The organism is Parasphaerochaeta coccoides DSM 17374 (assembly GCF_000208385.1).
Classification (GTDB): Bacteria; Spirochaetota; Spirochaetia; order Sphaerochaetales; family Sphaerochaetaceae; genus Parasphaerochaeta; species Parasphaerochaeta coccoides.
Map to the genome: position 1 here is coordinate 238524 of NC_015436.1, position 23956 is coordinate 262479.

Genomic DNA, 23956 nt, shown 5'->3' on the forward strand with positions numbered 1-23956 from the left:
ATGAAGCTTGATGAAGGACTCCTCACGGCTCTGTGCGACCTCATTGAGGAAGCAGGGGACATTCATTCCCAATATTGCGGACTTGCCAACGCAGCGGCATTTCTTGCCGTCAACACCCCTGATATCAACTGGCTGGGTTTCTATGTGACCGTGGAAGATGGTGCCGTGGGAGACGCTTCCTCCCAAGGCAGATATCTCATCCTGGGACCTTTTTCCGGACTTCCTGCCTGTACGCGCATCACGTGGGGGAAGGGCGTCTGTGGAACTGCCGTGTCCCAGGACATCGTCCAGCGGGTGGCGGATGTACACGCCTTTGCCGGTCACATAGCCTGTGACCCCGCGTCCCGCAGCGAGCTTGTCATCCCGCTTCATGATGCAAAAGGCGTGGTAGTCGGTGTCCTTGACATCGACAGCCCGGTTCCTGACAGATTTTCTCCTGATGATGAAATCTTTTTCAGCGCGGCCGCGCGCATCATCGAGAGAAAGCTCTTTTCCTGGTGAGGTTTCCTATTGACTATTTTCCTGACTATGCGCATCCTTTAGACAAAGGCAGAGACGAAGACGAGTAGTCAGTCCAGACGGCCAAGAGAAAGATGTCCATTGGAAAATGGGTGTGAGACATCTGCCGGGCTCCTGATGAAAACCCCTTCCGAGCCGCAGGTCGAAAGAGAAATCCGGTAGGCCCCGCCGCCCACCCTTGGCGTTACAGGGAAAAATGAGAGTCCGTGTCGGCGTATAAGAGACGGCAGGGGAATCAAGGTGGAACCGCGGAAACATGAGCCTTCATGTTCCCGTCCTTGGGCAGATTTGTGGAAACGAATCGCAAGGGCTGGAGCATGAAGGTTTTTTCATATCGCGGGAGGAGGAAGGACATGGCTGAAATAATGGAAAAGGGCGGACAGGATGCCGCGCAGGAAAAACTGGAACGTATCAGACATTCCATGGCACACGTGATGGCGGAAGCGGTACTCCAGATGTTTCCGACGGCTCAGATTGCCATTGGACCGGTGATTGAGAATGGGTTTTATTATGACTTTGATCTGCCCCGGCCACTGGTCAAGGATGATTTAGAGGAAATCACCGAGAGGATGAAGAAGATTATTGCCGAAGACAAGCCATTCATTCGTACTGTCGTCTCCCGTGATGAGGCGCGTCGGCGTTTTTCCGACCAGAAATACAAAGTCGAGCTGCTTGATGCCATACCCGCCGACGAGGATGTTTCCCTTTATGACCAAGGTGGCTTCATCGACCTATGTCGTGGCCCCCATGTGGCTTCCACCAAGGAGCTTCGCTCTGATTCCTTTGCCCTGCTCAACATAGCCGGCGCATATTGGAGGGGTAAGGAGACGAACCCCATGCTGACACGCATCTATGGCACGGCATGGGCCAATCCTAAAGATTTGAGACTGTACCTCCAACATCTGGAAGACGTCGAAAAACGGGACAACAGACGGTTAGGCAAGGAACAGGATCTTTTCAGCCTGCATGAGGAAGCGGGTCCCGGTCTGGTCTACTGGCATCCGCGTGGAGCCAGGGTCAGGGTCGCCATAGAGAATTTCTGGCGTGACGAACACTATAAGAACGGTTATGAGATGGTGTTTTCTCCCCATGTGGGACGGTCATGGCTCTGGGAGACAAGCGGCCACCTTGGATTCTACAAGGACAGCATGTATCCTGCCATGGAGATGGACAAGTCAGACTATTATGTGAAGCCGATGAACTGTCCTTTCCATATCATGATTTACAACAACAGCAAGCGTTCATACCGTGACCTGCCGATACGCATGGCCGAGCTGGGGACTGTCTATCGGTACGAGAAGGCGGGAGCCCTTCATGGTCTGATGCGGGTTCGCGGGTTCACTCAGGATGATGCCCATTTGTTCTGTACTCCCGAACAGATGGATGATGAAATCCGGAAGGTTCTTGAATTTTCCCTCTACATGCTCCGTTCTTTCGGATTCCAGGATGTGAAAGCTTACCTGTCCACCCGTCCTGAAGAATCAGTAGGTGAACGGGAACGCTGGGATGCCGCTACCAAGGCTCTGCGCAACGCCATAGAGAAAGAAGGACTTGCCTATGAGGTCGATGAAGGAGGCGGAGCTTTCTATGGGCCGAAGATTGACTTGAAGGTAAAGGATGCCATCGGACGCGAATGGCAGCTATCCACCGTACAGTTCGACTTCAACATGTCAGACCGTTTCCAGATGACTTTCGTGGACAAGGACGGACAGGAGAAACGCCCGTACATGATTCATCGTGCCCTTTTGGGTTCCATTGAGAGGTTCTTCGGTGTCCTCATTGAAAACTATGCCGGAGCGTTCCCGCCATGGCTTGCCCCGGAACAGATCATGGTAGTGCCTGTGGGAGAGGCTTTTTTCCCGTATGCCACGGCATTGAGGGATCGTCTGCGCAAGGAAGGACTCCGGGCAGACGCCGACCTGAGCGATGACCGGATGAATGCCAAGATACGCAATGCCCAGCTCCACAAGATACCGTACCAGCTTGTCGTTGGTGAACGTGAGCAGAGTGAGGACAAGGTGTCGGTTCGCTATCGTAATGGCAATAAGGCCAATGATGTCCCGACAGCTGATTTCATTGCCGAAGTGAAGGCCGCGGTAGCCGCGCGGGAGCAGGTGTAACATGACACGAGAGGAAGCATTGGTACTGTTGGAGGAAATGGACAGGGAAATCACCCGTATCTCCCATATCACCGCTATCTTGGGATGGGATTTACAGGTCGGAGGCATGCCGTCTGCGGCTGCGCGGGACAGGGGTGAACAGATAGGCTGGCTTGAAACTCAAGCGCACGCTGTTTCCGCAGGGAAACAGATGGAGGAAGTCCTGACTGTCTTGGGAGCTTCTCCCGACCAGCCCAGTGGCAATCCATTCCTTGATGACCGGAGTGCCGCATTGGTACGCCTGCGCTATGATGCATGGAAGAAAAGCCATGCGCTGAGCCCTGACTATATCCGGCGCAACGCTGTCGCCGTAGGCATGGCACAGGTGGCATGGCAGAAGGCTCGCGAACAGGATGACTGGGCGGCCTTCAAGCCCCATCTTGAACTGAACGTATCCCTTGCCCGCGAGAGGGCGGCTCTTTATGGCAGTGGTGATGGCAGTCCTCTGTATGACGCTTTGCTTGATATTTATGAACCAGGGATGACATCTGTCCGTGTCGATGAAATATTCGCCAGCATGGAGTCGCATCTGCGCTCCCTGCTCAATCGGATTTCCGGCAAACCCGTGCCACGTCAGGATTTTCTCCATCAGAACTATCCGGTGGATGTCCAAGAGCGTTTTTCCCGCAAGGTTCTGGCCGACATGGGCTTTGATTTCTCCAGGGGACTCACGGGATTGTCCGCCCATCCGTTCACTACGACGCTCGGTTCCCACGACATCCGCATCACGACGAATTATAAGGATAAGTCAGTTGCGGAACCTCTGTTTTCAACGATTCATGAAGGAGGACATGCCTTGTATGAACAGGCGGCCTCCAACGACATGACCAGTGGCACAAGCCTTGCCGGAGGAGCCAGCCTTGCTCTCCATGAAAGTCAATCACGCCTCTGGGAGAACATTATTGCCCGCAGTCCAGCATTCTGGACACATTATTATCCTGTTTTCACCACATTGTTTCCTCATGAAACTGAAGGCATTTCCCGTGATGATTTTGTCCGAGCCATCAATGTTGTCCGTCCCAGCCTGATTCGTACAGCCAGTGACGAGGTGACCTACGGCCTTCATATCATCCTCCGCTATACTCTTGAAAAAGCTCTGATTAGCGGGGAACTGGGAGTAGATGACCTGCCCTCAGCATGGAATGACGGCATGGAAAGACTGCTCGGTGTTCGACCGCGGAATGCCGCACAAGGCGTACTCCAGGACATTCATTGGGCAGGAGGTGATTTCGGATATTTTCCGACGTATGCGCTGGGGAATCTGTATGGAGCGCAATTCTGGTATGCGATGCGCCGGGACATGGGTGCGGAGGCTGTCGATCATGGCATTGAAAGGGGAGACCTTTCGCTAGTCCGTGAATGGCTGAAAAACAATATCCTCCGTCACGGAAGCATTTATACTGCACGAACGTTGGTCGAAAAAGTGACTGGGTCGCCCCTTGACGCGGTGTGGTTTGCCCGCTACCTTGATGAAAAGTATACAGCTTTGTATGACCTTTGAACGTTCAGGGGGGCAGCGAAGCTGATTTCCTATACTGCGGGATATACCGCGGGAGAGGCATGATGAATGTACCGAACAAGCTGACGGTGACCAGGCTCATACTGGTTCCTGTATTTTTCGTCGTTTTCAACCTGAGCCGCTGGTTCGGTGATTCCCTCGCCGACCTTGCGACTGTCATGGTAATCATTTTGTTTATTGTGACGGAGGCCACCGATATCCTTGACGGACAGATTGCCCGTCGCCGGAACATGGTCACTGACCTTGGGAAAGTGATGGATCCTTTTGCTGACACGCTTAGCCATCTGACGTATTTTGTCTGCCTCATGATGGCCGGAATCATGCCTGACTGGGCTTTTGTCATCATCATGTGGCGGGAGTTTGGCATCCTGTTTGTCCGTATGCTCATGATGAAGACAGGCAAAGCCGTTCCAGCGAATATCTGGGGCAAGAGCAAGACAGTCCTTTATGCGGTCAGTTCCATCCTGGGTATCCTTTTCCTGGCTTTCCGGCGATGGATGCCTGATGCCGCATGGCTTTCGACTGGCTCCTACGTGCTGGTTGCCGTCTTTGCCCTTGCCGCCGCGGCCTCGGTGATTTCTTTTCTCACCTATATCATGGCCATCATTTCCAGCAAAGTCCTGTCCCACTTGAGCAGATGATGGCTGTTCAGATGATGAAACCTTTATCTGCGCTTGCTTCCTCGGATGTCTCTGATCTCCGCTGGGTTTTGACTGATGTCGATGACACGATTACTACCCAGGGAAAGCTTCATCCGGTGGCGTTGCAGGCATTATGGGATCTCCATGACGCAGGGTTGAAGGTCGTATGTGTCACAGGAGGATCCGCGGGTTGGGCCGATGTCTATCTGCGTCAATGGCCTCTGGAGGCTGTCATAGCGGAAAGTGGTACGGTGGTCTTTGAGCGCGATGCCGCCGGAGTTATTTTTCGGACCCCTCATCCTTCTATCGATGAAGATACCTACGCCCATCGGGTCAATGAGCTGGAAATCCGTGTCCGTGAGGCGGTTCCCCATGCACTCCTGTCCAGCGATCAATTCGCCCGTATCTATGATGTCGCATGGGAAGTATCACCGTTGTCCGAGAAAGAAAAAGAGATGGTCATCACCATTGCCCATGCTCTGGGCGCAAGCGTGGCGGTCAGTTCCATCCATATCAACTGTTGGTTCGCCGCGACGGACAAATACGAGGGCGCGCGCTCTTTTCTGGTGAGCCGTGGCGAAAGGGAAGAAGATTTTTCCCGTACTGTGATGTACTGTGGTGATGCTCCCAACGACCAAGTGATGTTCTCCCGTCTGTCGCTGTCCTTTGGCGTAGGAACGGTACGTGAGAACCAGCATAAGTTCACGACGCTTCCGGCTTTCTGCGCTTCTTCCGGCTACGGGGAGGGTTTCAGCGAAATTGCCCGTGCGGTGATTGGAGCGAAGCGGCGTAGCGGAACGGCCTGGTGATTGGTTGGTGCGTGCGCCAATTTTCTCCTGCCTTCTAGTCAAAAAATAATCTGCGCAGGCGTGCTTCTGTCAGTCTTGGTGCCGTTTCCCGGTTGGCGATTTTGCCGGGACATGCAACAAAGACGAAAAGCGCCATGAGGATGCTTATGAAAGCAATACTATTTTTCTCACTTTCCCCCCCCCTTGCCTTTCCCTGAAAAACCCATGAGCAAGGAAATGAAAATCATGGATGTAAATCAGAATATCTCAACAATTTTTACATATATATGAATGCAGGGGAAAACCCGTGAACCGCTAAAATCTGGAAAAATCCGGGAAATGCAGATTTTTTTTGCAAACTACTGGACGCGAATGTGTTTGTCGGTTACTATCCGATTCGCTTCATGTGGAGACTCGGATGCGAGCCGCCTGAAAGATGGTGGACAACGAAGTTTTCTACTGGAAACCAGGTTGCCTACTTGACAATGTGAAGTGCTTGTTGGTATGTTAATCGAGCGCCTTGAGAACTGCCTTGTGAAACAAGGTGATTTTAGAAGTCGCGGATGTTTTGTTTTTTGACAGAGATATGAGAGAAGAGAAGAGAGAGAATGTCGTGTGAACGATTGCCTTCGGGTCGTTGGTTTACATGATGAGACGAAAGTCTGTGTAAGGGAAGCGAAGGGCTTTCCAGTCAATTCTTTGAAATAATAAGAGGACAGAGCGACAGCTTTGTTCAGCCCCTGGAAGCCGGAGCCCGCGAGGGCGAAGGGGGACGGGGGGGACTGGGATTGAACAGTTATAGAAGAGGCGGGTTCTTCGGAACCCGTACTACCATGACGGAGAGTTTGATCCTGGCTCAGAACGAACGCTGGCGGCGCGTTTTAAGCATGCAAGTCGAGCGGGAAGGGGCTTCGGCCCTGGAGAGCGGCGGACGGGTGAGTAACACGTGGATGATCTGCCTCCCAGTTGGGGACAGCACCTGGAAACAGGTGATAATACCGGATACGACCGCAGGGGTAGAGCCCTGTGGGGAAAGGGGCCACGGCCCCGCTGGGAGATGAGTCCGCGGCCCATTAGCTAGATGGGGGGGTAACGGCCCACCATGGCGACGATGGGTAGCCGGCCTGAGAGGGTGGACGGCCACATTGGAACTGAGACACGGTCCAGACTCCTACGGGAGGCAGCAGCTAAGAATCTTCCGCAATGGGGGGAACCCTGACGGAGCGACGCCGCGTGAACGAAGAAGGCCGTGAGGTTGTAAAGTTCTTTTCGGGAGGGGGAATAAGCCTGCCAGGGAATGGGCGGGTGATGACGTGAATCCCGGAATAAGCCCCGGCTAACTACGTGCCAGCAGCCGCGGTAACACGTAGGGGGCGAGCGTTGTTCGGAATTATTGGGCGTAAAGGGCGCGCAGGCGGTCATGCAAGTCCGATGTGAAAGACCCCGGCTCAACCGGGGGTATGCGTGGGAAACTGCATGGCTTGAGTACAGCAGGGGGCAGTGGAATTCCAGGTGTAGGGGTGAAATCTGTAGATATCTGGAAGAACACCGGAGGCGAAGGCGACTGCCTGGGCATGTACTGACGCTGAGGCGCGAAGGTGCGGGGAGCGAACAGGTTTAGATACCCTGGTAGTCCGCACAGTAAACGATGCACACCAGGTGTCGGGGGGTAGCCCCCGGTACCGGAGCTAACGCACTGAGTGTGCCGCCTGGGGAGTATGCCCGCAAGGGTGAAACTCAAAGGAATTGACGGGGGCCCGCACAAGCGGTGGAGCATGTGGTTTAATTCGATGATACGCGAGGAACCTTACCAGGGCTTGACATCCGGGGGAACCATGGGGAGACCCATGGGCCGCTTGCGGCCGCCGGACAGGTGCTGCATGGCTGTCGTCAGCTCGTGCTGTGAAGTGTTGGGTTAAGTCCCGCAACGAGCGCAACCCCTGCCGTCTGTTACCAGCATGTGAAGATGGGGACTCGGACGGAACTGCCGGTGACAAACCGGAGGAAGGTGGGGACGACGTCAAGTCATCATGGCCCTTATGCCCTGGGCCACACACGTGCTACAATGGCCGGTACAGAGCGAAGCGGACCCGCGAGGGAGAGCGAACCGCGAAAGCCGGTCTCAGTACGGATTGGACTCTGCAACCCGAGTCCATGAAGTTGGAATCGCTAGTAATCGCGCATCAGCATGGCGCGGTGAATACGTTCCCGGGCCTTGTACACACCGCCCGTCACACCATCCGAGTCGGGGGTACCCGAAGTCGCTGTCCCAACCGCGAGGGGGGAGGTGCCGAAGGTATGCCTGGTGAGGAGGGTGAAGTCGTAACAAGGTAGCCGTACCGGAAGGTGCGGCTGGATCACCTCCTTTCTGAGAAGAAAGGGAGCCTGTGGGGCGGAAGTCCTGGAGGCGGACAAACGGACGTTGTCCAGCAGGAGGAAGGACCTGCACGGGCCCTTGCCCCCTTACATCTCTTTCTCTTCTTTGATATCTCTGAAACACCGGGGACTGTAGCTCAGGTGGTTAGAGCGCGTGCCTGATAAGCACGAGGTCACAAGTTCAAGTCTTGTCAGTCCCAGCAGACACTGCGCTCGCTACCAAAAGAAACGGGACGGTGTTGTTTTTTTGACATAAATGAGAGACGGGCTGGAAGAAAAATATGGTCAAGCGAAGAAGGGTCTACGGAGGATGCCTGGGAGCCGCCAGGCGAGGAAGGACGCGGTCAGCTGCGAAAAGCCATGGGGAGGAGCCAACATCCGGTGATCCATGGGTGTCCGAATGGGGTAACCCGCGCGGGGAAGACCCGCGCATCCGCGCTGTGAATACATAGCAGGCGGAAGGAGACGCAGGGAAGTGAACCATCTGAGTACCTGCAGGAAAAGACATCAAACGAGATTCCCCCAGTAGCGGCGAGCGAACGGGGAGGAGCCCAAACCTTTGGCGCGCATAGCCTCGGGGCGTTGCGTCAGGGGGGTTGTAAGGGCATGCCGGGGGACCACCGAGGGTCCCCGCGCAGAGAGAAAGGCACAGGTGAGCGGAAGGGTCTGGGAAGGCCCGCCGAAGACGGTGAAAGCCCGGTACGCGAAGCCTGGTGCGCTGTGTGGGCATGCGCCTTGAGTACGGCGGGACACGAGGAATCCAGCCGGAAGCAGGGGGGACCACCCTCCAAGGCTAAACACTGGCGGCTACCGATAGCGCATAGTACCGTGAGGGAAAGGTGAAAAGGACCCCGGGAGGGGAGTGAAAGAGAACCTGAAACCGTAGACTTGCAAGCGGTCACAGCGGGAGCGATCCTGTGGTGGCGTGCCTTTTGTAGAATGAGCCTGCGAGTTGCCGTACGCAGCGAGGTTAAGGGATAGGAGTCCCGGAGCCGTAGGGAAACCGAGTCCGAAGAGGGCGAGAGTTGCGTGGGGCAGACCCGAAGCCAAGTGATCTATCCATGGCCAGGCTGAAGCCGCAGTGAGATGCGGTGGAGGGCCGAACCTAAATCCGCTGAAAAGGGTTGGGATGAGCTGTGGATCGGAGTGAAAGGCTAAACAAACTTGGAGATAGCTGGTACTCCCCGAAATAGCTTTAGGGCTAGCCTCGCATGGACGCTCACGGAGGTAAAGCACTGGATGGATGCGGGCCCTTCACCGGGTACCAAGTCCAACCAAACTCAGAATGCCGAGAGCCAATATGCGGGAGTCAGACGGCGACTGATAAGGGCCGTCGTCAAGAGGGAAACAGCCCAGACCATCGGCTAAGGTCCCCAAGACATGCCAAGTGGGAAAGGAAGTGCGGTTGCGCAGACAGCCAGGAGGTTGGCTTAGAAGCAGCCATTCCTCGAAGGAGTGCGTAACAGCTCACTGGTCGAGTAGCCGCGCGCCGACAATGTAACGGGGCTAAGCATGTCACCGAAGCCATGGCGCAGCGCGAGACGCTGCGGGTAGGGGAGCATTCCATGTACGGATGAAGGGAGCCCGGGAGGGCTGCTGGACGGGATGGAAGAGAGGATGCAGGCATGAGTAACGAAAAGACGGGTGAGATCCCCGTCCGCCGGAAGCCTAAGGTTTCCAGGGTAAAGGTAATCTGCCCAAGGGTCAGTCGGCCCCTAAGGCGAGGGCGAAGGCCGTAGCCGATGGGAAACGGGTGAACATTCCCGTACCTTCCCATGCACCGACGGGATGACGCATAGAGCGAAGCGCGGCCGGAGAACGGTAGTTCCGGTCCAAGCACGGAGCTGTTGAGGACGCCAGGCAAATCCGGCGTCCGAGGGGAAGTGCGAATGCGAGCCGACCTACGGGGAGGCGAAGCGCGTGGAGCTGTCGTGCCGGGAAACAATCCCTAAGGATATGCATGGGGGGACCGTACCAGAGACCGACACAGGTGGGCGAGCTGAGAATGCGAAGGCGCACGGAAGAACTCACGTCAAGGAACTCGGCAAAATGCATGCGTAACTTCGGGAGAAGCATGGCCCGCGAAGGCGGGTTGCAGAGAAATGGCCCAAGCGACTGTTTACCAAAAACACAGGTCCATGCGAACCGGCGACGGGAAGTATATGGACTGACACCTGCCCGGTGCCGGAAGGTCAAGAGGAGCCGTGAGCCGCAAGGCGAGGCGGCGAATTCAAGCCCCGGTAAACGGCGGCCGTAACTATAACGGTCCTAAGGTAGCGAAATTCCTTGTCGGGTAAGTTCCGACCCGCACGAATGGTGTAACGATTTGGGCGCTGTCTCGACGTGAGATCCGGTGAAATTGAAGTCCAGGTGAAGATGCCTGGTACTTGTGGTCAGACGGAAAGACCCCGTGAACCTTTACTTCAACTTGGTACGGAGAGTTGGACGCGCATGTGTAGGATAGGTGGGAGGCGAGGAGGCGTGGCCGTCAGGCTGCGCGGAGCCAGTGGTGAAATACCACCCTTGCGCGTGCAATTCCCTAACGCGGCCCCTGAAGCGGGGCGGCGGACAGTGCCAGGCGGGAAGTTTGACTGGGGCGGTCGCCTCCCAAAGGGTAACGGAGGCGCGCGAAGGTCACCTTAGGATGGTTGGGAATCATCCGGCAAGCGTAAAGGCACAAGGTGGCTTGACTGCGAGGCCGACAAGCCGAGCAGGTACGAAAGTAGGTCTTAGTGATCTGGCGGTAGCGCGTGGAAGCGCCGTCACGTAACGGATAAAAGGTACTCCGGGGATAACAGGCTGATCTTGCCCAAGAGTTCATATCGACGGCAAGGTTTGGCACCTCGATGTCGGCTCATCGCATCCTGGGGCTGGAGCAGGTCCCAAGGGTTTGGCTGTTCGCCAATCAAAGCGGTACGTGAGCTGGGTTCAGAACGTCGTGAGACAGTTCGGTCCCTATCTGCCACAAGCGTTGGATGTTTGAGAGGGCCTGCCTTCAGTACGAGAGGACCGAGGTGGACGGACCTCTGGTGTACCGGTTGTCGCGCCAGCGGCATGCGCCGGGTAGCCACGTCCGGCAGGGATAACCGCTGAAAGCATCTAAGCGGGAAGCCTGCCTCAAGATGAGACATCCCGTCCCCCACGAGGGGACTGAAGGAACCAGGGAGACTACCTGGTCGATAGGCCGGAGGTGTACGCATGGCAACATGTTCAGCCGACCGGTACTAATCAGCCGTGAGGCTTGACCATATTCTTGTTCCGGCCCGCACACAGCGGGCTGCGCCCGCGCCTCTTCCGGATCGGAGGGAGCGCAGGGGGCAGCCGGCCCGGTGGTCATAGCAGAGTGGTCATACCCGTTCCCATCCCGAACACGGCAGTCAAGCACTCTCGCGCCGATGGTACTGCGTTTTTCGCGGGAGAGTAGGTCGCCGCCGGGCCTTTTTTTATGCCCTCTCGTTCGGCAGAAAAAAGCTGAACGACAAAAAAGGAGTTGTTGCTCTAGTTTTCACTTTTGCAACAACCCCACCTTAAAACCACCAGCTCAGACGGTGATGAACTGACCCCCCAGAGTTGGAGAACTCTTGGGGGGTCAGTTCATCAGACGGTGGATTGTTATTTCCCCAAGGTTTTTCTTATATGTGAATAGGCAAAGACGAGAAGCAGGATGGCTACGCTGGTCAGGACTATGGTTCCGCCTGGTTTCAGGTCGAAGTACCACGCTATGGCAAGGCCAGGGAGCATGGCAAGTTCTCCGAAGAATATGGCATAGAGGACAGTCTGCTTATAGCTTTTGGCAACCTGCAAGGCTGTAGCGACAGGAATCACCAACAGAGAAGCGACAATCAATGCCCCGACTGTCCGTGCAGCCAGGGAGATGGTGACTGCCGTGAGAAAGGTGAAGATTCCTGTTACCAGACGTACTGGGATGCCGCTTCGCCGTGCTGCATTCTCATCAAAACTGATGTACAGCAACTGGCGGTACATGATGATGAAAGATGCCAGAACCACGATGCAAGCGATTACCGTCAGAATGAGTTCTGTCCTGCTGATTGCAACAATACTTCCGAAAAGAAAACTAGTGAAGCTCGTCGTATTACGCACGAAGCCACTGAGGATGCCGGCCAGACCGATACCTATCGACATCATGATGGCTATGGACAGTTCTTGGTAACGGGGAAATATCTTGCGCAGCCCATCAATGCTGAACGCCGCAAGCAGTGAGGCTCCCAACGCTCCCAAGACAGGATTGAATCCGCCGATGAGACCGACCGCGACACCCGCCAGCGAAGCATGGGATAGCGTATCGCCCAGCATGGAAAGCCGCCGTAACACAAGGATAATTCCAATGCAGGGCATGATGAGTGCCAAAAGGAAACCTGTGGCAAGTGCCACGCGCATGAATTCATACTGGAACATGGACATCGTGCAACCCTCCCATGGTAATGCGACCGGTTTCCACACGCATGATGTTTCCCGTATATTTTTCCAGCTCATGGGTATCATGAGAGATTACCACGATAGTCAGCCCATGCGTCTGTAGGTGGGCAAGAGTCTCAAAAATGCGTGACGTACTCTGGGTGTCCACCCCCGCGGTCGGTTCATCGAGGAGCAGGAGACGGGGCGCACCTGCCAGGACGCGGGACAACAAAACCCGTTGACGCTGCCCGCCGGAAAGCTCTCCCAGAAGACGATTCTTCATGTTTTGCATTCCTGTGAGGCGTAAGGCTTCATCGACCAGATTCTCTCTTTCCTTCCCGTGTGGTTTCAGCGGATATAAGGCCGTGGAAACTATTTCCCGTACTGTTGCCGGAAAAGCCGCATCGACAGGAAACTGACTCATGTATCCGACATTCTTCCACGACGCAAAAGCAGCAGGGTTCTGGCCGAAGATGGCAACCGTTCCGTTGCTGGGAAGAAGCTCACCTAAAAAAAGGCGCATCAATGTGGTTTTTCCCGAACCATTGCGTCCGCTGATGCAGACGAACTGCCCTTCATCGATGCGCAGGGACAATGAAGATAGCACAGGCGTCTGGCCATAAGAAAAAGAAACATCCGAGCATTTTATTGCCGGTATGGAAGATTCGGACATCAGTAGACTTCCTCTCGCACGGCATCACTTCTTACCATGCGCACCCATCCATAGTACTGACGTGACATCCGCAGCGTCAAGGTATGGGATTGTTATTATTTGTTCAACATATACTTATATGAGTACTTCATTAACCTTTGACTTTGCCCTGAGCATTTTCTTTTCCCTGAACTGGGGAGGGATATCATCGCTGTGCACCTAAATTACTAGTATATTACGGTATTTAATATAAATTATCTTTTTTACCGCTTGCCTAAGAGCTATGATTTCCCTATAGTAGTAGGAACTTATTCCGGGGGGGGAGAGAGCCAGATGCAGATACGCCTAGAAAACGTCGAGCGTTCCTATGGGTTCCTGCATGCTGTGAACGGCATCAGCCTCTCTATCCCGACCAACTCGATTTATGGGGTCATCGGTAGGAGCGGAGCAGGAAAATCTACATTGGTTCGTCTGGTCAGCCTCTTGGAGCGTCCTGATTCCGGCACTGTCTTTTATGACGGACAGAGGGTTGATGACCTTGATGAGCAAGGACTGATTCTTCAAAGACGCCGCTTGGGGATGATTTTCCAGAACTTCAACCTTTTTTCCTCGCGCAGCGCCGGACAAAACGTCTCTTACCCGCTTGAAATAGCTGGTTACAAATCTTCTGACATCAAGGAAAGGGTAAAGGAACTGCTTGATTTGGTAGGCTTGGGTGACCGTGAGAAGGCTCCCATCAGCACGCTGAGCGGCGGACAGAAGCAACGCATCGCCATCGCCCGTGCTTTGGCGGTGCGACCTGACATCCTTTTTTGTGATGAAGCGACCAGTGCGCTTGATCCCCAGACAACCCATTCCATACTGTCTCTGCTGAAAGAAATCCAGAGCAAGATGAATCTTACTATCGTGATGATCACCCACCAAATGGAAGTTGTGAGGGACAGTTGCGAAAGAGTAGCAGTCCTGGACGACGGGAAGGTAGTGGAAGAGGGTCTTGTCACCGATATCTTCGCCCATCCCCAGACTACAGTGACACGGGACTTTCTCAGTCATCTGTCTCCTGTGGATGCGTCTCCCTCCGAACATGAGGAAGGCTTGGTCAGATGGTCTGAGGACGGTGGCCGCTATACGTTGCGTTTCCGTGGCGGGAATACCGATTTGCCTATTTTGAGCCAACTTTCCCGCAAGTTCGAGGTTGAATTTAATATTCGCGCCGGAGGTGTCCAGAATGTCGGCGGGGAGAAGATTGGTACTCTGATTAGCGATATCTCCGGTACTCCCGATGTCGTTGCGGCGGTCATTGCCGAGCTGAAAAAGCAAGGCGTCTATGTCGAGGAGGCCAGGTCATGAGTTCATTCTTTACCAACGATGTCTTCCGCCTGCTTTTTCCATCGACCTTGCAGACATTGCAGATGGTTTTTTTCTCTACGGTGTTTTCCTTGTTGCTCGGAGTGCCGCTCGGAGTCCTGCTGACCATCACGTCCGCCGAAGAACAGGGAGGTATCATGCCTCGTCCGGTTCTCAACAGCGTCTTGGGTCGCATCGTGAACATATTGAGGTCATTTCCTTTCATCATATTGATGATTCTGCTCTTTCCCTTGTCCCGGATACTGGTGGGGACAAGCATCGGTACGACTGCTACGATTGTACCGTTGTCGATTGCTGCTGCGCCGTTTGTCGCCCGTGTGATAGAAACGGCACTCAAGGAGGTGGATCCGGGGGTCGTTCAGGCCGCCCGCGCCATGGGATCCACGACGTGGCAGATTATCTGGAAAGTCTTGATTCCGGAGGCCACCCCTTCGCTGATATCAGGTGTCACCCTGACCATCATCAACCTGATTGGCTACTCGGCCATGGCCGGAGCCATAGGAGGAGGGGGTCTCGGAGACCTTGCCATCCGTTATGGGTTCCAACGTTTCCGCGGAGATGTCATGTTCGCGGCCGTCGTGGTCATTCTGGTTCTCGTGGAACTCATCCAGGTTATCGGCAACCGCTGGAGCGCACGAGTCATAGCTCGTCGCTGATTGATTAGAAACAAATTCACTTTTCATTGATACGATAAAAACTGAGAATTATGCCGGGAGAGGCAATGATGTCCTATACCCGGTAAAGGGAGATAAAAATGAAAAAAGCTATAGCTGTCCTGCTTATTGCTTTCGTGGCCATCGGATTGGTATTTGCGGCCGGAGCCAAGGAGTCCGCTCCTTCCACCGTCAAGTTGGTCGTCGGCGCCACCCCTGAACCTCATGCGGCCTTCCTTAGCCTGATTGTCAGTGATTTGGCAGCTCAGGGGATTGCGTTAGAGGTTCGTGAGTTCACCGACTATGTCACGCCGAACGCCGCGCTCAATGCCGGGGAACTGGATGCTAACTTCTTCCAGCACATCCCCTATCTTGAAGATCAGATTTCTTCCCAGGGGTACAAGCTGGCCAATGCCGGAGGAATCCACATTGAACCGTTCGCCCTGTATTCCAGGAAGGTCACATCCCTCAAGGATCTTAAGAACGGCGCGACCGTAGCCATTCCCAATGATCCCACCAACGGCGGACGTGCCCTTCTGCTTCTCCAGAGTGCCGGTCTGATTACTCTTAAGGCTGGAGCCGGGTTGTCAGCGACTGTTCTGGACATTGCCAGCAATCCGAAGGGTTTGAAGATTACCGAACTTGAAGCCGCCACGCTTCCCCGTGTCCTTGGTGATGTTGACCTTGCCGCCATCAACGGGAACTATGCTATTCCCGCTGGCCTCACTGCCACGAAGGACGGCTTGTTCGTCGAAGGAGCGGACAGCCCGTATGTGAACGTTGTTGCTGTTCGTGCCGGAGATGAAAGCAAACCAGCCATCCAGGCGTTGGTCAAGGCACTGAAAAGCAAAGTCGTGCAGGATTATGTCGCAGTTACCTATAAGGACGGCGAGGTCGTCCTGGTAGACTAGTTTGCGGATTGGGTGGAAATAAAGAGTACAATGCGATTACGGTTGCATGACTGCATGTAGCCGTGAGCAGATGAAACTTGAATGAGGCGGAGCGCAAGCCGAGCCTCTGGTATCTTTCATCACATGCCTGAGCGTGGTAGACTTGTCGCGGGTCGCCACAGGGGACTCCCGTAGATGACAACCTGCGGGTATCCGGCGATTCCAGGGAGGTAGTATGCCCACAGGAACCATCGCCGTGATATCCGGGGTTGTTTTTTTATCTATAAGCTTCATTACCATCATTCTTGTCATGGCGTCACGGAGACGGGACATGCGTGAAGTGCTGGGTCGCTTTGACGCTCTTTCAGGTCAGGTCGCCCGTTTGGAAGGCATGATGAACGGACTCCATCATTCCGTGGACACTCTGCAAGGAGCCGTCACCGAAAGAGGCCGCTTGGATCGGCAGGAGATGACGGATACGCTTGGCAGGCAACGCAAAGATGCGTCAGATGATTTCAAAACGCTGACCGAAAGCGTGTCGCGTCAGCTCCAGGACATGCGCGGGATTACGGAAAAGCTGTCCTCCGATGTCCATGAGCGGCTGGAGAGAATCCGCACCGATAACGAGAAGCGGCTTGACCAGATGCGTCAGACGGTCGATGAGAAGTTGCAGACAACGCTTGAAAAGCGTCTGGGGGAATCATTCCAACAAGTCAGCGAGCAGCTCAAGGCCGTTTACACATCCATGGGAGAGATGAAGGAACTTGCCCATGGGGTGGGAGATTTGAAGCGTGTGCTGACCAACATCAAGAGCCGCGGTGTCTGGGGAGAAGTCCAGGCAGACATGATTCTTTCCGAAGTGTTCACCGCCGAACAGTTCGAGCGTAATGTAGCGACCAAGAAGGGGAGTAACGACAGGGTTGAGTTCGCGGTGAAACTGCCGGGAGCTTCCCGTGATATGAAAGAACCTGTCTGGCTTCCCGTTGATGCCAAATTCCCCAAGGAAGACTATGAACGACTTCTTTCCAGTCAGGAAGCGACTGATGTCCAGGGTGTGGAAGCTGCTGTCGCCGCCCTTAAGCGGCGGTTCATCATGGAAGCGAAGACGATACGGGAGAAATACATTGACCCGCCTCATACGACTGATTTTGCCATCATGTTCCTGCCGGTCGAAGGTTTGTACGCCGAAGCGCTTCGTATTCCCGGTCTGACCGATGAGCTGCAACGCACGTCCAGGGTGACCATAGCCGGACCTACGACCTTTGCCGCCATGCTCAACAGTTTGCAGATGGGTTTCAGGACTTTGGCTATCGAAAAGCGGTCCAGCGAGGCGTGGGAAGTCTTGGGGAAGGTAAAGACGGAATTTGGCACTTTCGGAGGTATCCTGGACAAGACGCGGATTAAGCTGACTCAGGCTGTGGATAGTCTGGATTCAGCTTCTCGGCGGACACGTGCCATTGAAAGAAACTTGCGCGGCGTGGAGGCTGTGTCGTTTTCCGGTGAACCTTTTTCCTTGGGTGATGGAGAATCTGCGGATACGGAGTTTGGTACGGACGTGGGAAATACGGGAAATGAGTAATTATGCGCTTGATATTCCTTGTTTTTCCTGTTCTAATGCATAAATATTCATAAAGGGGAAAATATGAATCTTTTATCCACTTTGAAAGGACGTAGCTTCCTTACTCTCCTTGATTATTCCGCGCAGGAGATACATGCGCTCCTTGCTCTCGCTTCTGAACTCAAGGCGCGCAAGAAGGGTTGCCCGTCCGATTTACCACGTCATCTGCTTGAAGACAAGAACATCGTCCTGATTTTTGACAAGACATCCACCCGCACCCGTTGTTCCTTTGAGGTGGCGGCATTTGACGAAGGCGCCAACGTGACGTTCCTCACCAACAGCCAGATGGGAGGAAAAGAGTCCGTCGAGGATACCGCGCGTGTCTTGGGACGGATGTACGATGGCATAGAATACCGTGGTTTTTCCCAGAGGGTGGTGGAAAATCTTGCCGCGTACAGTGGAATCCCCGTTTTTAACGGTTTGACCGATGACGATCATCCTACCCAGGTGCTGGCGGATTTCCTGACTGCACAGGAGCATGTCGATAAGCCTCTTGAGGCGATGAAACTGGTCTATGTCGGTGATGGTCGCAACAATGTCGCCAATGCCTTGTTGATTGGCGGGGCAAAGGTAGGGATGGATGTGACTGTTTCCTCTCCGCGTGGATTGTTCCCTGATTCCGCGTTGCTTGAGAAGCTTTCTCCTATTGCCGCTGCTTCCGGTTCCCTCTTGTCCGTAGAGGAAAATCCGTATGAGGCGGTGAAGGGGGCGGACATCATTTATACGGATGTCTGGGTCTCGATGGGTGAGGAGGACAAGGCGCGGGAAAGGGTCGCCCTGCTCAAAGCGTATCAAGTGAATGAGGCCTTGCTTGAAGCGACGGGAAATCCGAAGGTCATCTTTGAACATTGCCTGCCCGCTTACCATGACCGGAATACTGTTTCCGGTGCCAAGCTGTGTGATATCGCTGGTATGGATGCCCTGGAGGTCACGGACGATGTGTTCCGTGGAGCTCATTCTGTCGTTTTCGATGAAGCGGAGAACCGGATGCATACAATCAAGGCGGTGATGGTCGCGTCCTTGAGCGACAAGCTCCCTCGATGATTTTCTTCACGCACTATTGTTTTTGTGATATCGTCCGTTGTCTATTTGTGATAAGATTTCAAATCAGTACCAAGGGAGGTATTTTCATGAAGAAGACTGTTTTCAGCTATGGGATGACTGCAATTCTTGTTGTGCTGTTCACGCTGTTTCTGACAGCTTGTCCAGGGGAGTCAAACTCGTCCGCCAAGGTCACAGCAATTTCTGCCGGAGGTTATCACACGATGATCCTGAAGAAGGACGGCACGCTCTGGGCGACTGGAAGCAACTATTCTGGTGCACTGGGTATCGGTAATAACGAAAACAAAAAAACGCCCGTGCTGGTTATGCCTGATGTCGCGGCAGTTTCCGCTGGAGAGAGTCACACGATGATCCTGAAGAATGACGGGACACTTTGGGCTACAGGAAAAAACTTCTTTGGACAATTGGGTGACGGCGCTACGGATCAGGCAGACAAAAATACACCCGTACAGATAATGACTGATGTCGCGTCAGTCTCCGCTGGAGGCGACCACACGATGATTGTGAAGACGGACGGCACTCTCTGGGCGACTGGACGGAATGATTTTGGCCAACTGGGTGACGGCACTAGGGATGGCAGAAGCACGCCCGTGCGGGTCATGACTGATGTCGCGTCTGTCTCCGCCGGATACGCTCATACCATGATATTGAAAAAAAACGGCACGCTCTGGGTGACTGGATGGAACAATGTTGGTCAACTGGGGGATGGTACGTGGGGCTATAAGTTTACACCTAAGCAGATTATGACTGATGTCGCGGCGGTTTCCGCTGGAGACAGGCACACGATGATCCTGAAGAAGGACGGGACGCTCTGGGCGACTGGATTCAACCTCGATGGTCAACTGGGGGATGGCACTGATAAGAACCACAAAAACACGCCCGTGCGGGTCATGACTGATGTCGCGGCGGTTTCCGCTGGAGACAGGCACACGATGATTCTGAAGAAGGACGGGACGCTCTGGGCGACTGGATACAACGGGGGTGGACAATTGGGGGATGGCACTGATGAGGACCACAAAAGCACGCCCGTGAAGGTCACGTCCATGGGGACTAATGTCGCGTCTGTCTCCGCTGGAGGCGACTACACGATGATTGTGAAAAAAAACGGGACGCTCTGGGCGACAGGAAGGAACGCTGATGGTCAACTGGGTGTCGGCGATACGACTAACAGAATCACGCCCGTGAAAATTATACTCTGAACCTCCGCCATCATGTTGTGACGGAAGATGCAAAAAGAGACCATCGCACGGCGATGGCCTCTGAAAACAATGTTGCCAATGCCTTGTTGATTGGAGGGGCAAAGGTAGGGATGGATGTGACTGTTCCCTGATTCCGCGTTGCTTGAGATGAGAGGCTTTCTCCTATTGCCGCTGCTTCCGGTTCCTTCTTGTCCGTAGAGGAAAATCCGTATGCGGCGGTGATGGTCGCGTCCTTGAGCGACAAGCTCCCTCGATGATTTTCTTCACGCACTATTGTTTTTGTGATATCGTCCGTTGTCTATTTGTGATAAGATTTTAAATCAGAAGGGTGGGAAGCCGATTGGCAGTGGAACTGAAAGCGTAATTACCGGTGATTGACAATCGGCGTTCTCCTTGGGTGGGTTCTGTACCAAGGGAGGTATCTTTATGAAGAAGACTGTTTTCAGATATGGGATGACTGCAATTCTTGTTGTGCTGTTCACGCTGTTTCTGACAGCTTGTCCAGGGGAGCCAAAACCATCCGCCAAAGTCACAGCAATTTCCGCCGGACTCTATCACACGATGATCCTGAAGAATGATGGCACGCTCTGGGCGACAGGAGACAACTGGTATGGACAGTTGGGGGATGGCACTGATGAGGACAAATACACGCCCGTGAGGGTCATGACTGATGTCGCGGCAGTTTCCGCCGGAAACAGTCACACGATGATCCTGAAGAATGACGGAACACTTTGGGCTACAGGAAAAAACTTCTTTGGACAATTGGGTGACGGCGCTACGGATCAGGCAGACAAAAATACACCCGTACAGATAATGACTGATGTCGCGTCAGTCTCCGCTGGAAATGAGCACACGATGATTGTGAAAAAAGATGGGACGCTCTGGGGAACAGGATACAACACTCCTGGTCAACTGGGTGATGGTACGTGGATCAATAAGGTTACACCTGAGCAGATTATGACTGATGTCGCTTCTGTCTCCGCCGGATACGCTCATACCATGATATTGAAAAAAGACGGCACGCTCTGGGCGACTGGACGGAACAATGATGGTCAACTGGGTGATGGTACGTGGAGCAGTAAGGATACACCTGAGCAGATTATGACTGATGTCGCGGCGGTCTTTGCCGGATACGCTCATACCATGATAGTGAAAAAAGACGACACGCTCTGGGCGACTGGACAGAACAATGCGGGTCAACTGGGTGATGGTAGTATGACCAGCAAAAACACGCCCGTGCAGGTTTCGTCCATGGGTTCTGATGTCGCAACTGTCTCCGTCGGAGACAATCATACCATGATTCTGAAAAAGGACGGCACGCTATTGGCGACTGGATACAACTATTATGGCCAACTGGGTATCGGTAATAATGAAGACAAAAGCACGCCCGTGCAGGTCATGACTGATGTCGCGTCTGTTTCCGCCGGAGGCAGTCACACCATGATATTGAAAAAAGATGGGACGCTCTGGGGAACAGGATATAACATTGAGGGTCAACTGGGTAATGGTACTCCGGACGACACAAGCACGCCCGTGAAGATTATACTCTGAACCTCCGCCATCATGGTGTGACGGAAGATGCAAAAAGAGACCATCGCACGGCGATGGCCTCTGAAAACAATGCACCAGTGGAGAGAGCTGGTTTTGTTTCTATTTCTGCAATGTAGCCTTGAGCATCCAGATCTGCTTCTGGATACGGCTGATGATGCCGCTGTACAGGTCTTCGGTCGCATAGTCGTCAGCCTCAGCAGCAGCGGCCTTGGCTGCACTGTATTCCTTGTTCAGGGCTTCAAAGTCCTTCAGGATTATGGAAAGGCTTTCTTCAGCGCTGAATGAATCCTTCGTTTCCTCGGAGAAAGACGTGAGTTTCTTGAACTGGTCAATGGTCACAGGGGGTTTGTCACCAAGTTGCAGGAGTCTCTCGGCGAAAGCATCGAAATCCTCGGAAAGCTCGTCATAGTATTCCTCAAGCAACACATGCGTGGCTTTGAATTGGGGTCCGTAGACATTCCAGTGTAGATTGTGGAACTTGCTCCACAGGACGAAACTGTCGGCGGTATGTTTTTTCAACGCGTCACTGATTTTTTTGTTCATGATAATATCCTCCATGTATTTATTATGTTAGCAATGAACGTGCCAACTTTCATATGTGAATATATAACCATAGAGAATATAAGTAAATAGCAAACAAAAGAGATTATCTGGTCACTAATTTCTCGGAAAAGGTCTTTATTTTCACCGAAATATCGGTGTAATATAAACGAAATATCGGTACATCTGTATTTTCGGTGAGAAGGGGGGAGGCATGGACAATTTGCCAACAAACATGATGGGTGACATGATGGGAGTCGTCAGCCTGGCACCGGAAAAGACCATGCGCATCGTACTGGACGCCCTTCATGAACTGGTTGACTATGAGCTGGCGGTGGTGATGAGTTACGATGGCGCGGATACCTTGAGGGTACATTCCGCTGTCGGACCATTGGCAACACATCGACTCGATGGATTTTCCCTGTCCTTGGACAAACGTCCTGACTTGAAGGAATTGTTGCATCTTGGAGTTCCCCACTTGTTTGATGAGGAGAAGGAACATGTGGATACCTATGAGGCACTACTGGACTTGCCCGACGAGCATTCCTGCATGGTTGCTCCGTTGGAACTGGACGGACAGACGGTGGGCATGATGACGCTGGACAACAGGCGGTGCGGTGCTTTCTCATCTGATATCATAGGATTCATCCATGTAATCAGCCGGCTCATTGCCGTTGCCCTTACCCAGAGTGAAAACGCCCGTTTCCTTCGGGAAAGCAATGCCCGGCTTCTGGCGGAACGCAATCGTCTGCTGGAGAAGGATGCTGATGCCTTTGCGCATTTTATCGGGTCTTCTGTGAAATGGGAGGCTGTGAAGGAGCATATCAAGCTGGTTGCCGCCACGGATTCTTCCGTCCTGCTGCTCGGAGAGACAGGAACCGGCAAGGAGGAAGCCGCGCGAGCCATCCATAAACTGTCCGCCTATGCCGGAGGTCCCTTTGTGGCGGTGAACTGTTCCGCTTTGCCTGCGTCCTTGGCGGAGAGCGAGTTGTTCGGTCATGAGAAAGGAGCTTTTACCGGAGCGCAGGCGATGCGCAAAGGGCGTTTTGAGCTTGCTGACGGAGGAACCCTTTTCTTGGATGAGATAGGAGAACTGCCCATGGAACTCCAGCCCAAGTTGTTGCGCGCCTTGCAGGAAGGATGCTTCGAGCGGGTCGGAGGGGAGCATACCGTGCGGGTGAACGTGCGCATCATTGCGGCGACTCATGTTGATTTAGCCGCAGCGGTTTCCAAAGGAAATTTCCGCGAAGACCTCTATTACCGCATCTCCGTATTCCCCATTACGTTGCCTGCTTTGAGGGAAAGAGGAAATGACGTGATTATCCTGGCAGAGTATTTTGCGTCACAGATGCGGCATCGTTCAGGATGGGGCGGCCTATACTTCACTCATGATGCGCTTCACGCTCTCCTTGCCCGGCCATGGAAAGGCAATGTCCGTGAGTTGCGCAACACCATGGAGCGGGCAGCAATCCTTGCCCGTGGCGGGGAGCTTACCGCAGAAATGATTACGGGTTCCGGGGTCTCATCACCCCCTGTCTTGAATTTCCCATCCGGCGGGGAGGGCTTCATGAGCCTGATGGACATGGAGAGGAACTACATCTCCCATGTGCTGTCATTGTGCGCCGGACGGGTCTATGGAGAAAAGGGAGCGGCAGTGAAGCTGGGACTAAAGCCATCGACCTTGCAGAGCCGCATGAAAAAGCTGGGACTGACCTGATGGTTCCATTGATGTGTTATTGATGAAGGCAAGAGCAGATTGATAATGTAATCAGGCAGACAAAGGTGATTTTTGTTATAGAGGGTATGCTCATCAATGCTCCGGAATAATTTTAATCTTCGTAATCCCTCGGAAGTGGGTCTAAAGGGTTTTTCTTCCATAAAAGAATTTTTCTCATGTGTTTCCCTGCGTCTTTCATTGCCGTTTATCTTCTGTCCTTAGTATATTGACCAAGTACAGAGAGCTTTGCCAGAGGCTTCTGCATGATCATGCCTCCATCATCGACCA

General features: G+C 53.7%; 16 protein-coding genes, 1 tRNA gene, 3 rRNA genes and 1 pseudogene. 17 read left to right on the plus strand and 4 right to left on the minus strand.

Features of this window, described 5'->3' with window-relative positions; translation table 11 throughout:
• The 9 genes from SPICO_RS01060 (at position 1) to rrf (ending at position 11439) form a co-directional block, all read left to right on the plus strand.
• Complete coding sequence (locus SPICO_RS01060; protein WP_174260341.1) at positions 1-501, plus strand: GAF domain-containing protein; 501 nt, start codon at positions 1-3, stop codon at positions 499-501.
• A gap of 371 nt (positions 502-872) precedes the next feature.
• Positions 873-2639 carry a threonine--tRNA ligase gene (thrS, locus tag SPICO_RS01065; protein WP_013738849.1) on the plus strand — a complete coding sequence of 589 codons (1767 nt, stop codon included), beginning with the start codon at positions 873-875 and terminating at the stop codon, positions 2637-2639.
• 1 nt (position 2640) lies between these two features.
• On the plus strand, positions 2641-4179 hold the full coding sequence (locus SPICO_RS01070) for a carboxypeptidase M32 (RefSeq protein WP_013738850.1): 1539 nt from the start codon (positions 2641-2643) through the stop codon (positions 4177-4179).
• 62 nt (positions 4180-4241) lie between these two features.
• Complete coding sequence (pgsA, locus tag SPICO_RS01075; RefSeq protein WP_013738851.1) at positions 4242-4838, plus strand: CDP-diacylglycerol--glycerol-3-phosphate 3-phosphatidyltransferase; 597 nt, start codon at positions 4242-4244, stop codon at positions 4836-4838.
• Positions 4839-4849: 11 nt separating this feature from the next.
• Positions 4850-5647, plus strand: a complete 798-nt coding sequence (locus SPICO_RS01080) for an HAD-IIB family hydrolase (protein ID WP_245523212.1) — start codon at positions 4850-4852, stop codon at positions 5645-5647.
• 812 nt (positions 5648-6459) lie between these two features.
• Positions 6460-7994, plus strand: a 16S ribosomal RNA gene (locus SPICO_RS01085).
• A 134-nt stretch (positions 7995-8128) separates the two neighbouring features.
• A tRNA-Ile gene (locus tag SPICO_RS01090) sits at positions 8129-8202 on the plus strand.
• An 83-nt stretch (positions 8203-8285) separates the two neighbouring features.
• Positions 8286-11251 (plus strand): 23S ribosomal RNA (locus tag SPICO_RS01095).
• A 76-nt stretch (positions 11252-11327) separates the two neighbouring features.
• Positions 11328-11439, plus strand: a 5S ribosomal RNA gene (gene rrf, locus SPICO_RS01100).
• Together the 16S, 23S and 5S rRNA genes with 1 tRNA gene alongside form the textbook arrangement of a ribosomal RNA operon.
• Positions 11440-11614: 175 nt before the next feature.
• On the opposite strand, the gene SPICO_RS01105 is transcribed toward rrf, so the two are convergent.
• Complete coding sequence (locus SPICO_RS01105; protein ID WP_013738853.1) at positions 11615-12424, minus strand: metal ABC transporter permease; 810 nt, start codon at positions 12422-12424, stop codon at positions 11615-11617.
• A complete protein-coding gene (locus SPICO_RS01110; RefSeq protein ID WP_013738854.1) occupies positions 12405-13091 on the minus strand; it encodes a metal ABC transporter ATP-binding protein in 687 nt (228 codons plus the stop codon). The genes SPICO_RS01105 and SPICO_RS01110 overlap by 20 nt, the downstream gene beginning before the upstream one ends.
• A gap of 312 nt (positions 13092-13403) precedes the next feature.
• On the opposite strand from SPICO_RS01110, the gene SPICO_RS01115 reads away from it, so the two are divergent.
• The 6 genes and pseudogenes from SPICO_RS01115 to SPICO_RS01140 all read left to right on the plus strand — a co-directional run.
• Positions 13404-14420, plus strand: coding sequence for a methionine ABC transporter ATP-binding protein (locus tag SPICO_RS01115; protein ID WP_013738855.1), 1017 nt, complete (start codon positions 13404-13406; stop codon positions 14418-14420).
• The gene (locus tag SPICO_RS01120; protein ID WP_013738856.1) at positions 14417-15094 is read left to right on the plus strand and encodes a methionine ABC transporter permease; all 678 of its coding nucleotides are present in this window, start codon (positions 14417-14419) and stop codon (positions 15092-15094) included. The genes SPICO_RS01115 and SPICO_RS01120 overlap by 4 nt, the downstream gene beginning before the upstream one ends.
• A 98-nt stretch (positions 15095-15192) precedes the next feature.
• On the plus strand, positions 15193-16002 hold the full coding sequence (locus SPICO_RS01125; protein ID WP_013738857.1) for a MetQ/NlpA family ABC transporter substrate-binding protein: 810 nt from the start codon (positions 15193-15195) through the stop codon (positions 16000-16002).
• 214 nt (positions 16003-16216) lie between these two features.
• Positions 16217-17560 carry a DNA recombination protein RmuC gene (locus SPICO_RS01130; RefSeq protein ID WP_013738858.1) on the plus strand — a complete coding sequence of 448 codons (1344 nt, stop codon included), beginning with the start codon at positions 16217-16219 and terminating at the stop codon, positions 17558-17560.
• A gap of 63 nt (positions 17561-17623) precedes the next feature.
• Positions 17624-18643: an ornithine carbamoyltransferase gene (gene argF / locus SPICO_RS01135; protein WP_013738859.1), complete on the plus strand. Its 1020-nt coding sequence runs from the start codon at positions 17624-17626 to the stop codon at positions 18641-18643.
• 185 nt (positions 18644-18828) lie between these two features.
• A pseudogene (locus SPICO_RS01140) lies at positions 18829-19860 on the plus strand (RCC1 domain-containing protein); the annotation flags it as partial.
• A gap of 10 nt (positions 19861-19870) precedes the next feature.
• Here the strand turns inward: SPICO_RS01140 and SPICO_RS01145 are convergent.
• Positions 19871-20104 carry a hypothetical protein gene (locus SPICO_RS01145; RefSeq protein WP_041394943.1) on the minus strand — a complete coding sequence of 78 codons (234 nt, stop codon included), beginning with the start codon at positions 20102-20104 and terminating at the stop codon, positions 19871-19873.
• 182 nt (positions 20105-20286) lie between these two features.
• Here SPICO_RS01145 and SPICO_RS01150 point away from each other — a divergent pair, with 182 nt between their 5' ends.
• The gene (locus tag SPICO_RS01150; RefSeq protein WP_013738861.1) at positions 20287-21411 is read left to right on the plus strand and encodes an RCC1 domain-containing protein; all 1125 of its coding nucleotides are present in this window, start codon (positions 20287-20289) and stop codon (positions 21409-21411) included.
• A 99-nt stretch (positions 21412-21510) separates the two neighbouring features.
• Here the strand turns inward: SPICO_RS01150 and SPICO_RS01155 are convergent, their stop codons facing one another.
• Positions 21511-21954: a Dps family protein gene (locus SPICO_RS01155; RefSeq protein ID WP_013738862.1), complete on the minus strand. Its 444-nt coding sequence runs from the start codon at positions 21952-21954 to the stop codon at positions 21511-21513.
• A gap of 211 nt (positions 21955-22165) precedes the next feature.
• On the opposite strand from SPICO_RS01155, the gene SPICO_RS01160 reads away from it, so the two are divergent.
• Positions 22166-23668 carry a sigma-54-dependent Fis family transcriptional regulator gene (locus SPICO_RS01160; RefSeq protein WP_013738863.1) on the plus strand — a complete coding sequence of 501 codons (1503 nt, stop codon included), beginning with the start codon at positions 22166-22168 and terminating at the stop codon, positions 23666-23668.
• Positions 23669-23956: the final 288 nt, after the last annotated feature.

Coding starts and splice junctions, on each gene's coding strand:
- SPICO_RS01060 (WP_174260341.1), top strand. CDS start 1: ATGAAGCTTGATGAAGGACTCCTCACGGCTCTGTGCGACCTCATTGAG.
- thrS (WP_013738849.1), top strand. CDS start 873: ATGGCTGAAATAATGGAAAAGGGCGGACAGGATGCCGCGCAGGAAAAA.
- SPICO_RS01070 (WP_013738850.1), top strand. CDS start 2,641: ATGACACGAGAGGAAGCATTGGTACTGTTGGAGGAAATGGACAGGGAA.
- pgsA (WP_013738851.1), top strand. CDS start 4,242: ATGAATGTACCGAACAAGCTGACGGTGACCAGGCTCATACTGGTTCCT.
- SPICO_RS01080 (WP_245523212.1), top strand. CDS start 4,850: ATGATGAAACCTTTATCTGCGCTTGCTTCCTCGGATGTCTCTGATCTC.
- SPICO_RS01105 (WP_013738853.1), bottom strand. CDS start 12,424: ATGTCCATGTTCCAGTATGAATTCATGCGCGTGGCACTTGCCACAGGT.
- SPICO_RS01110 (WP_013738854.1), bottom strand. CDS start 13,091: ATGTCCGAATCTTCCATACCGGCAATAAAATGCTCGGATGTTTCTTTT.
- SPICO_RS01115 (WP_013738855.1), top strand. CDS start 13,404: ATGCAGATACGCCTAGAAAACGTCGAGCGTTCCTATGGGTTCCTGCAT.
- SPICO_RS01120 (WP_013738856.1), top strand. CDS start 14,417: ATGAGTTCATTCTTTACCAACGATGTCTTCCGCCTGCTTTTTCCATCG.
- SPICO_RS01125 (WP_013738857.1), top strand. CDS start 15,193: ATGAAAAAAGCTATAGCTGTCCTGCTTATTGCTTTCGTGGCCATCGGA.
- SPICO_RS01130 (WP_013738858.1), top strand. CDS start 16,217: ATGCCCACAGGAACCATCGCCGTGATATCCGGGGTTGTTTTTTTATCT.
- argF (WP_013738859.1), top strand. CDS start 17,624: ATGAATCTTTTATCCACTTTGAAAGGACGTAGCTTCCTTACTCTCCTT.
- SPICO_RS01150 (WP_013738861.1), top strand. CDS start 20,287: ATGAAGAAGACTGTTTTCAGATATGGGATGACTGCAATTCTTGTTGTG.
- SPICO_RS01155 (WP_013738862.1), bottom strand. CDS start 21,954: ATGAACAAAAAAATCAGTGACGCGTTGAAAAAACATACCGCCGACAGT.
- SPICO_RS01160 (WP_013738863.1), top strand. CDS start 22,166: ATGGACAATTTGCCAACAAACATGATGGGTGACATGATGGGAGTCGTC.